The organism is Mycobacterium sp. 050272 (genome assembly GCF_039023525.1).
Taxonomy (GTDB): Bacteria; Actinomycetota; Actinomycetes; order Mycobacteriales; family Mycobacteriaceae; genus Mycobacterium.
The window spans coordinates 39,466-52,235 of the sequence record NZ_JBCHKV010000017.1 but is presented as its reverse complement, the minus strand read 5'-3'; the positions used below and the strand labels follow the sequence as shown (position 1 = coordinate 52,235).

Below are 12,770 nucleotides of genomic sequence, written 5' to 3'. Positions count from 1 at the left end.
CTCGCCCACGGAACGCTACCGGCATGGCCTGTTGCGCTTACTCTTGGCTCTCGTGTCCAAACTTTCAACCGCAGCGCGCCGGTTGCTCATCGGGCGACCACAACGCAGCGACCGGCTGAGCCACACCCTGCTGCCCAAACGCATCGCCTTGCCGGTGTTCGCCTCCGACGCACTGTCGTCAGTGGCGTACGCGCCCGAGGAAGTCTTCTTGATGCTCTCGGTGGCCGGAGCGGCCGCCTACGCGCTGACGCCGTGGATCGGGCTTGCGGTGGCCGCGGTCATGTTGGTGGTGGTGGCCAGCTACCGGCAGAACGTGCACGCCTACCCCTCCGGGGGCGGTGACTACGAAGTGGTCACCACCAACCTGGGCGAGACCGCCGGCCTCGTCGTGGCCAGTGCGCTGATGGTGGATTATGTTCTCACCGTTGCTGTTTCGACATCGTCCGCGATGGCGAACATCGGTTCGGCGGTTCCGCTGGTGGCGGAGAACAAGGTGTGGTTCTGTGTGGCCGCCATCCTGTTCGTGATGGCGTTGAATTTGCGCGGGATCCGCGAGTCCGGGGTGGCTTTCGCGATCCCGACGTATGCGTTCATCGTCGGGGTCGTCGTGATGATCGGCTGGGGGCTGATCCGGATTTTCGTGCTGGGCGATCCGCTGCGGGCCGAATCCGCGGCCTTCCAGATGCATGCCGAGCACGGCCAGATCGTCGGCTTCGCGTTCGCCTTCCTGCTGGCCCGCTCGTTCTCGTCCGGCTGCGCGGCGCTGACCGGTGTCGAGGCGATCAGCAATGGCGTCCCGGCGTTCCAGAAACCCAAGTCCCGCAACGCCGCAACGACGCTGCTGATGCTGGGCGTGATCGCGGTGACGCTGCTGATGGGCATCATCGTGCTGGCCCAGCAGATCCATGTGCAGCTGGTCGATGACCCTGCCACTCAGTTGACGGGTGCGCCGGCCGGCTACATGCAGAAGACACTGGTCACCCAGCTGGCCGAGACGGTGTTCGGCAGTTTCCGAATCGGCTTCCTGCTCATCGCCACCGTGACGGCCCTGATCTTGGTGCTGGCGGCCAACACCGCGTTCAACGGTTTCCCGGTGCTCGGCTCGGTGCTCGCACAGCACAGCTATCTGCCGCGCCAGCTGCACACCCGTGGTGACCGCCTGGCCTTCTCGAACGGGATCCTGTTTCTGTCGGCGGCGGCGCTGGCCTTCGTCATCGCGTTCCGCGGTGAGGTCACCGCGCTGATCCAGCTTTACATCGTCGGCGTGTTCATATCGTTCACGCTGAGCCAAATCGGCATGGTCCGGCACTGGACTCGCCTGTTGCGCACCGAGACCGACCCGAAGATGCGGGCCAAGATGAAGCGCTCGCGGGTGATCAACACGGTCGGTCTGCTATCCACCGGCGCGGTTCTGCTGGTGGTGCTGGTCACCAAATTCTTTGCCGGTGCCTGGATCGCGATCGTCGCAATGGGCGCGCTGTTCGTCATCATGAAGATGATCCGCAGGCACTACGCCACCGTCTCCCGGGAACTGGAGGAGCAGGCGGCCGCCCAGCACGACGTGGTGCTGCCCAGCCGCAACCACGCCCTGGTGCTGGTGTCGAAGCTGCATCTACCGACCCTGCGCGCGCTGGCCTACGCGCGCGCGACCCGCCCCGATGTGCTCGAGGCCGTCACGGTCAGCGTGGACGACGTGGAAACCCGTGAGCTGGTGCATGATTGGGAGCACAGCGAGATCAGCGTGCCGCTGAAGGTCATCGCCTCTCCCTACCGCGACATCACCCGTCCGGTGCTCGATTACGTCAAGCGAGTCAGCAAGGACTCGCCGCGCACCGTGGTGACGGTGTTCATTCCCGAGTACGTCGTCGGCCACTGGTGGGAGCAGGTGCTGCACAACCAAAGCGCGTTGCGACTCAAGGGCCGGCTGCTGTTCATGCCCAACGTGATGGTGACTTCGGTTCCCTGGCAATTGAATTCGTCGGAGCGGCTCAAGACCTTGCAGCCGCACGCCGCTCCCGGTGACGCCCGTCGCGGGATCTTCGACTAACCGGCTCGACGAGGACAAGATCGTGAGTGCCGAGTCCTCGCTGTCGCCCGGGGAGCTGACGCTGCTGGCCGGTGCCGCCGCCAACGGTGGTAGCTGTGTGGCGCACCACGAGGGCCGGGTGGTGTTCGTCCGCTACGCCTTACCCGGCGAGCGGGTGCGGGTGCGGGTCACCGCGGACCGGGGATCTTATTGGCACGCAGAGGTTGTCGAAGTCCTCGACGCGTCGGCGGACCGGACCGATTCGTTGTGCCCGATCGCGGGTGCCGAGGGCGCCGGGTGTTGTGACCTGGCATTTGCCATCCCGGAAGCGGCCCGGACGCTCAAGGGTCAGGTCGTGGCCAATCAGCTGGAACGCCTGGGCGGGCATCACTGGAGCGGTGAGGCACAACCACTTTCGGATTGCGGCCCCACCGGCTGGCGCACCAGGGTGCGCCTCGAGGTGGGCGCCGACGCCCGCCCCGGGTTTCACCGCTACCACAGCGACGAGCTGGTGACCGACCTGCGGTGTGCGCAATTGCCGCCGGGCATGCTGGACGGACTGGCCCAGGCGTGTTCTCCGGCCGACCTGTCTGCGAACGCACAGCTGCACGTCGCCGTCGATGACGACGGACGCCGCCATGTGGTGCGCACCCTGCGTAAGGGCGGCCGAACGGCGACCAACGTGGTGCAGGGCAACTACGAGGCAACCCAACGCGTCGGGCGGCGCAGCTGGGAGGTGCCGGTGACCGCGTTCTGGCAGGCGCACCGGGATGCGGCGCGGGTGTACAGCGCTCTGGTCACCGACTGGGCGCAACCCGGCACCGGCATGAGCGTGTGGGACCTGTACGGCGGCGTCGGCGTTTTCGCCGCCGCCCTGGGCGACGCGGTGGGGGAGTCGGGGCGGGTTCTGTGCGTCGACACCTCGCGCGCGTCGACGCGGGCCGCGCGGGCCGCACTGGTTGATCTTCCGCAGGTGGACATCATCAACGATTCGGTGCGTCGCGCGGTGTCGGCGCAGAAAGCCGGCGCCGACATCGCGGTGCTGGATCCGCCGCGGTCGGGCGCCGGACGTGACGTCATCGACCTCCTCGCCGCCGCCGGCGTTCGGCGGGTGGTGCACATCGGTTGTGAGGCAGCGTCTTTCGCTCGCGACATCGGCCTGTACCTTGGGCATGGTTATGCCGTCGAACGGATCACGGTGTTCGACGCGTTCCCGCTGACTCATCACACCGAATGCATCGCGCTGCTGACCCGGTAACGGTGCGATGCCGCTGCGGCGACTCCCGCGGCACGTTAGACTCCGTCGCGGGGTGCCGGGAAGTCTGGTCGGCGATGCCGTTGTCGAACGATCGAGAGGCTCGAGTGGCTGGCGCCGAACAACGCTTCGCGACCGTCCTATTCATGCTCACCCACGGGTCGGTGACGTGAACGAGACTTTCCGGTACGCATTACTGGTCTTGTTCGCCAGTGCCGTCGGCCTGATCGCGGTGCTGGCGAATCGGCTCACCGAGCGGGTCAAAATTCCGGTGCCCCTGCTGGTTCTGGTCGGAGCCGCGGTCGCCGCGCACACCGTATCAGCGGTGCAGTCACCCTCGGAGCCGACCGTCGAGCGGGTGATCACCATCGCGCTGGTGCTGGTGTTGTTCGACGGCGGCATGCACATCGGGCCCGCGCGCTTCCGCGCGGCCGCCGCCCCGATCCTCTCGGTCGGCGTCATCGGCACCGCGCTCACCGCCGCCGGCGCCGCGGTGATCCTGCACTATCTGTGCGAAATCGACTGGTTCCCTGCGGTGCTCGTGGCCACCGCCGTGGCTCCCACCGACCCGGCCGTGGTCTTCTCGGTGCTGGGCAAACGCGAGATCGCCGGTCGCAGCAGCACCATCCTGGAAGGCGAATCCGGCGCCAACGACCCGGTCGGAATCGCGCTGATGAGCAGCCTGATCGCCGCCGGTGGCCTCACGGCGGCCGGATTCGCCCGCGTGGGAACCGAATTCGCACTGCAGATGGCGATCGGCCTGGCCGTCGGGGTGATCGGTGGCCGCGCCCTGCTCGTGTTCATGCGCCGCGTGGCACTGCCGAGCGAAGGCCTCTACTCGCTGCGGACGCTGGCATCGAGCCTGATGCTGTACGGCATTGCTACGCTGGCGCACGGCTCGGGATTTCTGGCGGTGTTCGTCGCGGGCATCGTGATCGGTGACGCGCGCGCGCCCTACAAGCCGGATATCAAGCGATTCCACGCCGCGTTGGCGGGTCTGGCCGAAATCGTCGCGTTCGCCGTCCTGGGGTTGACCGTCGACCTCAACGTCCTTGCCCACCCCGACGTATGGATTCCCGGGCTCATCCTCGGCGTGACCCTGACCGTGGTGATTCGGCCGTTGGCGGTGGGCTCCTGTCTGCTTCCGGTCCGGTTGCAGCGAAACGAACGCGTCTTCATCCTCTTCGCCGGCCTCAAGGGTGCGGTGCCGATCCTGCTGGGCGAGTTCCTGCGGGCCGCGCACGTCGCCGATGCGGAACGTCTGTACGGGATTGTTGTCGTCGTCGTGATCTTCTCGGTGCTGGTGCAGGGCAGCTCGGTGCCTGGTGTCGCCCAACTGCTGCGGCTGCCCATGCGTACCGTCGAGACGCAGCCGTGGGAGATCGGTATCCGGCTGCAGGACGAACCCGAGGGGATCCATCGCCTGCGCGTTGCCCCGGGTTCAGCCGCCGAAGGCTGCACGGTTGAGGGTCTCGGCGATCGTGCCGGGGACATCTGGGTGAGCATGGTGGTGCGCGCCACCGGCCTGGTGCCGGTGCGGGGTGACACCGAACTGGAGGCCGGTGACGAGGTCGTCGTCCTGGCCGATCCCGAACTTCATGACAGCCTGGCCGAACTGTTCGGCACCTCGTAGCGAGCTACATCCGGCGTCGGCTGCGTAGACTGACGTGATGTTGGAACAGATCCGCGGCCCTGCCGATCTGCAGCACCTTTCCCAACAGCAACTCCGCGATCTGGCCCAGGAGATCCGCGAGTTCCTGATCCACAAGGTGGCTGCCACCGGGGGCCACCTCGGACCGAACCTCGGCGTCGTCGAGCTGACGCTGGCGCTGCACCGGGTGTTTGACTCGCCGCACGATCCGATCATCTTCGACACCGGTCACCAGGCCTACGTGCACAAGATGCTGACCGGTCGTGCCCAGGACTTCGAGACGCTGCGCAAAAAGGGCGGCCTGTCGGGCTATCCGTCGCGCGCCGAAAGCGAGCACGACTGGGTGGAGTCCAGCCACGCCAGTGCGGCCCTGTCCTACGCCGACGGCCTGGCCAAGGCGTTCGAGCTGAACGGACACCGCAATCGGCATGTCGTCGCCGTCGTCGGGGACGGCGCGCTGACCGGCGGCATGTGCTGGGAGGCGCTGAACAATATCGCGGCCTCAGGTCGTCCCGTGATCATCGTCGTCAACGACAACGGCCGCAGCTACGCACCCACGATCGGCGGTGTCGCTGACCACCTGGCCATGCTGCGGCTGCAGCCGGCCTACGAGCAGATGCTGGAAAAGGGCCGCGACGTGGTGCGCGCGGTGCCGCTGATCGGCGAGATCTGCTACCACTTCATGCACAGCGTTAAGGCGGGCGTCAAGGACTCGTTGGCGCCGCAACTGCTGTTCACCGACCTCGGGCTGAAGTATGTCGGCCCGGTCGACGGGCACGACGAACGCGCCGTGGAGGCCGCGCTGCGCCGGGCCCGCGGATTCGGCGGCCCGGTGATCGTCCACGTCGCAACCCGCAAGGGCATGGGATACGCCCCTGCCGAGGCTGACGAGGCCGAACAGATGCACTCCACCGCGCCGATCGACCCGGCCACCGGCCAGGCCACCAAGATCCCGGGCCCGGGCTGGACCGCGACCTTCTCCGACGCGCTGATTGAATACGCCCGTAAACGCCGCGACATCGTGGCGATCACGGCGGCGATGCCCGGCCCGACCGGGCTGTCGGCGTTCGGGCAACGATTCCCGGACCGGCTGTTCGACGTCGGCATCGCCGAGCAGCACGCGCTGACGTCGGCCGCCGGGCTGGCGATGGGTGGGATGCACCCGGTGGTGGCCATCTACTCGACGTTCCTCAACCGGGCGTTCGACCAGATCATGATGGACGTGGCGCTGCACAAACTGCCCGTCACCATCGTGCTCGACCGTGCCGGCGTCACCGGTTCCGACGGTGCCAGCCATAACGGCATGTGGGACCTGTCGATGCTGAACATCGTGCCCGGCATGCGGGTGGCCGCCCCGCGCGACGGCACCCGGCTGCGCGAAGAACTCGGCGAGGCGCTGCAGGTCGACGATGGCCCCACGGCGCTGCGGTTCCCCAAAGGCGATGTGGGCGAAGACATTCCGGCGCTGGAACAGCGGTCGGGAGTGGATGTGCTGGCGGTGCCCGCCGACGGGCTCAGCCACGATGTGCTGCTGGTGGCGGTCGGCGCGTTCGCCCCGATGGCGCTCGAGGTGGCCAAGCGGCTGCACAACCAGGGGATCGGTGTGACCGTGATCGACCCGCGGTGGGTGCTGCCGGTCTCCGACGGTGTACTCGAATTGGCGGTGCAGCACAAGCTGCTCGTCACGTGCGAGGACAACGGCGTCAATGGTGGTGTGGGGTCGGCGATTTCGGCCGCGCTGCGCCGAGCCGACATCGACGTGCCGTGCCGGGACGTCGGCCTGGATCAGAGGTTCTACGAGCACGCCTCACGCGGTGAGGTGCTCGCCGACCTCGGGCTGACCGACCAGGATGTGGCCCGCCGGATCACCGGTTGGGTTGCCGCCCTGGTCAGTAGCGAATCCGAAGCGGAGATCCGCGAGCACCTGGACTAGGACCAATTTGGTGCAAAGCGGCCCCGGCCAAAGCAATACAATAGAAATTGTGGACCAAGGACACAGTCGGTGCTTGGCCACGCGACGGCCGCCCGATTAGAAAGACCTGGTCAATGAGCACAGACCGCCACCCACAGCTGGCCCAGGCGCTGGAGTACGGACAACAATTGCAGTCGGCCCTCGAGGACGAGCTGTACCGCGCCCACACCGAGACGTTCACGGCCACCGACGAGGCAAAGACCGTCGAAGTAACGGTGAACGGACGCCGCAACCTCACCGACCTCCGTATCGAAGATGGTTTGCTGCGCCTCGGTGCCCAAACGGTCGAGCGGCGCGTCAACGAGGCCTTGCGCAACGCGGCGGCCGTCGTGAATGTGGCCAACGAAACCCAACAGCAACGGCTGGTCGAGTCCCTGGCCGGCATCGTCGGATCGATGACGGACACATTGGGCTTGGCCTAACGGCGTCGCACGGCGTCTAGAGGGGAAGGCCCACTCGGCGTGGTCGCCGTGGTGGGCGATCAGCCATTGTTGTAGCGGGTCGCGAACATTCGGGCCTGTGTCTGAGCGGCGCGCTGCGGCGACGCCAATTCCATGCCCTTCTCCAGCAGGTCGCTGACCGCCTCGGGATCGCCCGCGCCCAGCTCGCACATGGTCTCGAACAGCAACTCGTGCTGGGCGGCTTGCCCTTTTTGGGCTGCCAGGTGCGCGATGACGAGGATCTCCTCGGCCAGCTGCGACTCGCTAAGGCGTGTCACGTCTGCTGACAGGTCCACCCGATCGATCGCCCCATCTCCCAGTGCCGAAACCGATACCGTCCCAGGAGGATTGGTCACGGTGAATAGCGGGACGACATCGTCGGCTTCCTCGGGAGCGTGTGTCACCGCATCGATGGCGTCCAGCACTGTCGCGGTCTCTTCGGGCGCGGCCGGTGCATATACGGGTGAGATGTCGACAGCTTCGCCGGCCGGCCTTTCCCCGTCGTCGGTGGCGGAGAAGTCCAGGGCGACCGACGCATCGGTGCTGTTACCGGCGGGTTCACCGGCGGCGGAGAAGTCCATTACGGCAAAGAGGTCATCGCCGCCGTCGTTGCTCGGATCCTGGGGCATGGCGTCCTACTCTCGAAAATAGCGAAATCCGGTGGAATGGTTGCTTTTTCGCGGTGCTTGCTCAGCCGGGGCGCAGCTGCGTGTCGAGATCTTGAGCGGCCTTATGGTCGGTGCCTTCGTACGCTTGGGCGGCGGCACGCAGTTTCGCGGCGAGGTCGTCGGCAACCTTGATCATCAGACGAATTGCCTCGGCGCGGCGAGCCTCGACCTCGACCACCGCATCGTTGCCGGGTCCGCAGGCCACACCATGGCTGACCCACGCGTTGACGCCGACTCCCTCGACCGCCGTCGCCGATTTCTTGAAATCCTCGGTGGTTCGCTGATGCGCCGCCGCGAGCACATCGACGAGATATTTTGATGTGACGCTCAGATTTGTCATCGGATTCTCCTCGATGTCTCGTTCGCCGTTAACGGTCCCTGCGCCTGCTCAGCTCCAGGTGCCGTGAGTTCGACGGGCGGACGCTCGGTGGCCTCGGCGCCGGCGGCGGCACCCGCGACTTCGATGTCTTCGCTCACGGTGGCTTCCTCGGGGACGACGCTCGAGGGTGAGGTCTGATCGCCGGCGTCGGCCGTCTTGCTGCGCTGCGCGGCAGTGGCCGGCGGCGGGGTGACGGTGCTCGGCAGGGGCGAAGTGTGCTGATCCGGCAGGTCTTGGGCTTGGGTGGGCTCCCGGAGCAGCGGGCTCAGGCTGGGCACGGCGCTCACCGGCGGTGCCGCCATCTGGGTCTGCTGCCTTGGGGCGTCAAGGATCGTCGATTTGTTCGCCGCGGCGTTGCCCACCGACGTGGACGGGTCGGGCATAACCGTCGCACCGGTCCGGCTGGAGAAATCAGTGACTTTCGAGCCTTTCGCGGACGCCATGCGGGCGGTCGGCGCGCTGTGAGAAGCCGACAGGTAACTGTTCATCTCGGCGATGATCTTCTCGTATTCTTCGACCACTTCCTTTAGCTTCGGCTTGGTCTCGGTGCCCGAGTAAAATTCCATGTAACCGATGGCACTGACGGTTGCTGCGATCGCAGCCAGGGTGACCACTTTCTGAAACACCAACGACGAGGCTTCGCTGCCATACGCTTTGATCAGTAAGGCAACGAATATGCACCCGGTAAGTCCGTCCTTGATTCCAGCGACCGCACGGCGTATTTCAGTGAGCTGAGCGACTTCGGCGGCAAGCGCATCCATCATCGCCTGATCCTCGGTTTGGATCAGGGAAACGCGATCCAGTTGGGCTTGGTTCTGCTTGGCATACTCTTGCGACGCGTCCGACTCCCACCTGCTGTCGGGGACGGCCAACTGCAAGTCCCGCCTGGGCGAGTCGAGTTTTGAACGGGCGTTGTCAAATTCAACTCCCTTGGTTGCGTCACCAAGACCGAGGCAGTATTCGAAGACCGTAATGGCGACGATGCCCCATTCGATAATCGGCACCTCTGCGGCCCAGGGATTGGTTCGCTCCTGGAGGCCGCGTTCTATTTCAGCTTTAATTCTTCGCTCGGCGATACCCTTGACGATGATTTTGGTGGTCTCCATGCCGAATGCGCCGGCGCCTATGCCCGTCGCAATCCAATCTTTGGCGGCGATATTCCTGCCTATGCCGGCGAGACTACCCACAAGGCCGCCAATTTCTGATGCTGCAACGGCCATTTCAATGCACCCTTCTCCGGGTTGGAACTCGCTTCTTATCTAAAGCTTAACGGCACTTGGAACGTGTCGGGTGCACCAATTTTCGGGCGATCACGAATTCTACAATTATTATTCAGGTTTACTCAGTTTGGTTTAAGGTTCGCGCCACTTATTGCACCGAGCATAACGCAGCGGCGACGAAATCGATGAGTCTTCACCGACGCAGGCGTCTGAGGCCAAACCGGCCATTTGCCTACGGTGCGGAGCCGTCTTCGGTTTTGGGGGGCGGCTGCAGCGCGGTCGCGAGCACCGGATCGACGAGCTCGCGTTGCCAGGCCCGCGCGTGGCCGGCGCACAAGAATCCTTCGACGGCCTCGACCGGGTCCGGTGCTTCGGCCCAGTCCCAGCACAGTCGCCGCACCAGGTCGGGTGAAACCAGGTTCTCGGCCGGAATCCCCACCCGCTCAGACAGTTTCGACAGCCCGGCCCGGGCGGCCTCCAGCCGGGCGGCCGCCTCCGGTTTGCGCCTGCTCCACCGCGCCGGCGGCGGGGGACCGTTCGGCGGCTCGGCGTCTTCGGGCGGGTCCTGACTCTTGCGCGCCGCCTCCAGCGCGCCCAGCCACGTCGCCGCGCTGCGCCGCTGGTTGCGCCCGCCGAACACCGGCAACGCGACCAGTTCTTCGACCGTATTCGGATTGGCGATCGCGGCCTCGATGATGGCCGAGTCCGGCAGGATGCGCCGCGGTGCGATGTCGCGGCGCGCGGCGATGTTGTCGCGGGTGGTCCACAGCTCACGCACCGCCGCCAAACCGCGGCGATCGCGCACCCGATGGATGCCCGACGTACGTCGCCAGCGATCGCGCCGCGGCGTGGCCTCCCTGCTGCCCGCACTGCGCAGGTAGTCGAACTCCTGTGCGGCCCAATCACTTTTGCCCTGGTTGGCCAGCTCCGCGGCGATCGCGGCGCGCAGTTCGACGAGCAGTTCGACGTCGAGGGCCGCGTAGTTGAGCCACTCCGTGGGCAGCGGCCGCTTGGACCAGTCGGCCGCGCCATGACCCTTGACCAGACTACGGCCCAGCAGCCGCTCGGTCATCGCCGCCAGGTTGACCCGCTCGAATCCGGCCAGGCGACCGGCGAGCTCGGTGTCGTACAGCGCCGGCGGGTGCATGCCGACCTCGGCCAGACACGGCAGATCCTGGTCGGCCGCGTGCAGGATCCATTCGTCGGTGCTGAGCACCTCCGCGACGGGCCGCAGCGCCGTCAGCGGATCGTTGCCGTGGCTGACCGGGTCGATCAGCACGGTTCCGGCGCCGGCCCGCCGGATCTGGATCAGGTAGGCCCGGTTGGAGTAGCGGAAACCCGACGCCCGCTCGGCGTCCACCGCGAACGGCCCGTGGCCGCTGTCCAGGAAACGAGCGGCGTCCGCGATCTGGCGCAGTGTCACCGACAGGTCGGGTATGCCCTCGGCCGGGTGTAGAAGTGGCTCCGGTTCGGGCGTGCTGCTGTCGGGCACGGTGCCGTCGGGCCCCGGGTCCTCCGGCTCAGACATGTCAGGCGCGTGACCGCGAGCTCAAGTCGGTGACCCCGGCCGGCGGCAGGCCCGCGGCGTGCTCCAGCACCTCGCAGAATGCTTCGACATGCGCGCCGACAGCGGGGGTGGTCGCGGTCCAGGAAGCCCGCAGCTCGAGCTGGTGGGCCCGCGGCGGGCCGGAGATGTCGCCGTAGCGCACCGACGTGGTGGCGGTGACGGTGCCGCCCAGGGCGGTGACCTGGTCCGTCCGGGCTTCGAGCGCGTCCACCAGCCAACTCCACGCGACTTCGGGCAGCAGGGGATCGACGGCCTCACTGGAGTCCAGGTCGGCCTGAATGTAGGCGACCAGACGGGTGGTGCCGTCCCAGGCGTCGGCGCCGTCCGGGTCGTAGAGCAAAATCAGCCGGCCGAATGCATCGCCCTCCGACCGCTCGGGGACGATCTCGAGGTCGGGGTGCTTCACCTCGGCCCCCAGCGCGTAACTGAAGGGCGCCAGGCGCTGCGGCGGCCGGATCGGGCCCAGCTCGATCTCCGGCCGGGCGTTGACGGCGTTCATGGCCGCCACCGCCTCGCGGAACGGGCCTGGTTCGACTGAGGTCACTGGCGCTACTCCTCTCCCCGGCAAGCGGGCGGTGCCCCCACGTCGCTGCTGCTCCGCGTCGTCGTATGCGCGGGTCACAGCGTTCGACGCTAGACCTATCGCCCGACCCGCCGCGACAGGCGCGCCGATTTCCAAACCCGTCGCGACCAAGCTGTTACCAGGTTGTGTCACGTCGTCTTCATTCGGTGTTTAGCCTGCTCAGGGGCTATTCAGCCGGTGAACCGGGCCGGGCGCTTCTCGCGATGCGCGGCCAGCCCTTCCTGCACGTCGGGGCCGCTGAAACTCAAGAATTCCAGGCCGAGCGACGTCTCGAAGGCGGGCGCGAACATGCGGTACCAGTAGTTGAGGCTGTGTTTGGTCCACCGGATCGCGTTTTGGGCTCCTTGCGCCAGATCATTGGCGATGCCGGTCGCTTTCGCGAGCACGTCGTCGTCGTCGACACAGATGGATACCAGGCCGATCCGCTCGGCCTCCTCGCCCAGCAGGGTGTCGCAGGTGAGCAGGTAGTACTTGGCCTTGGCCATGCCGACCAGCAGCGGCCAGCAGATCGCCGCGTGGTCGCCCGCGGCCACCCCGAGCTTGGTGTGCCCGTCGATGATCTTGGCGGTCCGCCCGGCCACCGAGATGTCCGAGAGCAGCGCCACCACCAGGCCGGCGCCGACAGCGGGTCCCCGGATCGCCGAGACCATCGGCTTGTCGAAGTTGATGATGTTGAGCACCAGATCGCGGGCCTCGCGCATGATGCGAAGCCGGCCCTCGTAGTCGCCGATGGTTTCGCTGATCAGGTCGAAGCTGCCGCCGGACGAAAACGCCTTGCCCTCACCACGGATCAGGACGGCCCGCACGTCGGGGTCGCGATTGATGGCCGGCCAGACGTCGGCGAGGTCGCGGTGCATCTGCGGGCCCACCGAGTTCAGCCCGGGGGCGTCGAGAACCACCGTGAGGACGCCGTTCGCGCCGTGTTCGAAGCGCAGGCTGGGGAATTCGTCGTAGTTGACGGAGATCGGTGCGACTGACACCGGGTTGATGTTACGCAGCGTGGCCAGGT

Annotated in this window: 11 protein-coding genes; 5 read left to right on the top strand and 6 right to left on the bottom strand. The window is 66.6% G+C overall.

Annotation, left to right across the window (positions count from 1 at the left end):
* Nucleotides 1-52: 52 nt before the first annotated feature.
* The 5 genes from AAHS21_RS25485 to AAHS21_RS25465 all read left to right on the top strand — a co-directional run bounded on the left by AAHS21_RS25485 (nt 53) and on the right by AAHS21_RS25465 (nt 7,326).
* Nucleotides 53-2,047, top strand: a complete 1,995-nt coding sequence (locus AAHS21_RS25485) for an APC family permease (RefSeq protein WP_342930312.1) — start codon at nt 53-55, stop codon at nt 2,045-2,047.
* 40 nt (nt 2,048-2,087) lie between these two features.
* The gene (locus AAHS21_RS25480; RefSeq protein WP_342930396.1) at nt 2,088-3,284 is read left to right on the top strand and encodes a TRAM domain-containing protein; all 1,197 of its coding nucleotides are present in this window, start codon (nt 2,088-2,090) and stop codon (nt 3,282-3,284) included.
* 166 nt (nt 3,285-3,450) lie between these two features.
* Nucleotides 3,451-4,914, top strand: coding sequence for a cation:proton antiporter (locus AAHS21_RS25475; protein WP_342930311.1), 1,464 nt, complete (start codon nt 3,451-3,453; stop codon nt 4,912-4,914).
* Nucleotides 4,915-4,951: 37 nt separating this feature from the next.
* Nucleotides 4,952-6,865, top strand: a complete 1,914-nt coding sequence (gene dxs, locus AAHS21_RS25470) for a 1-deoxy-D-xylulose-5-phosphate synthase (protein WP_342930310.1) — start codon at nt 4,952-4,954, stop codon at nt 6,863-6,865.
* A 113-nt stretch (nt 6,866-6,978) separates the two neighbouring features.
* Nucleotides 6,979-7,326, top strand: coding sequence for a YbaB/EbfC family nucleoid-associated protein (locus AAHS21_RS25465; RefSeq protein ID WP_342930309.1), 348 nt, complete (start codon nt 6,979-6,981; stop codon nt 7,324-7,326).
* A 59-nt stretch (nt 7,327-7,385) separates the two neighbouring features.
* Here AAHS21_RS25465 and AAHS21_RS25460 read toward each other — a convergent pair whose 3' ends face one another.
* The 6 genes from AAHS21_RS25460 to AAHS21_RS25435 all read right to left on the bottom strand — a co-directional run bounded on the left by AAHS21_RS25460 (nt 7,386) and on the right by AAHS21_RS25435 (nt 12,726).
* Nucleotides 7,386-7,973, bottom strand: a complete 588-nt coding sequence (locus AAHS21_RS25460; protein ID WP_342930308.1) for a DUF2694 domain-containing protein — start codon at nt 7,971-7,973, stop codon at nt 7,386-7,388.
* Nucleotides 7,974-8,034: 61 nt separating this feature from the next.
* A complete protein-coding gene (locus AAHS21_RS25455) occupies nt 8,035-8,352 on the bottom strand; it encodes a type VII secretion target (RefSeq protein ID WP_342930307.1) in 318 nt (105 codons plus the stop codon).
* Nucleotides 8,349-9,611, bottom strand: a complete 1,263-nt coding sequence (locus AAHS21_RS25450; RefSeq protein WP_342930306.1) for an EspA/EspE family type VII secretion system effector — start codon at nt 9,609-9,611, stop codon at nt 8,349-8,351. Before AAHS21_RS25450 ends, AAHS21_RS25455 begins: the two co-directional genes overlap by 4 nt.
* A 232-nt stretch (nt 9,612-9,843) precedes the next feature.
* Nucleotides 9,844-11,139 (bottom strand): ribonuclease D, encoded by a 1,296-nt coding sequence (locus AAHS21_RS25445; protein WP_342930305.1) that lies wholly within the window; start codon nt 11,137-11,139, stop codon nt 9,844-9,846.
* Between the two features lies 1 nt (nt 11,140).
* Nucleotides 11,141-11,800, bottom strand: a complete 660-nt coding sequence (locus AAHS21_RS25440) for a DUF3000 domain-containing protein (protein ID WP_342930304.1) — start codon at nt 11,798-11,800, stop codon at nt 11,141-11,143.
* Between the two features lie 131 nt (nt 11,801-11,931).
* Nucleotides 11,932-12,726 carry an enoyl-CoA hydratase/isomerase family protein gene (locus tag AAHS21_RS25435; protein WP_342930395.1) on the bottom strand — a complete coding sequence of 265 codons (795 nt, stop codon included), beginning with the start codon at nt 12,724-12,726 and terminating at the stop codon, nt 11,932-11,934.
* Between the last annotated feature and the right edge of the window lie 44 nt (nt 12,727-12,770).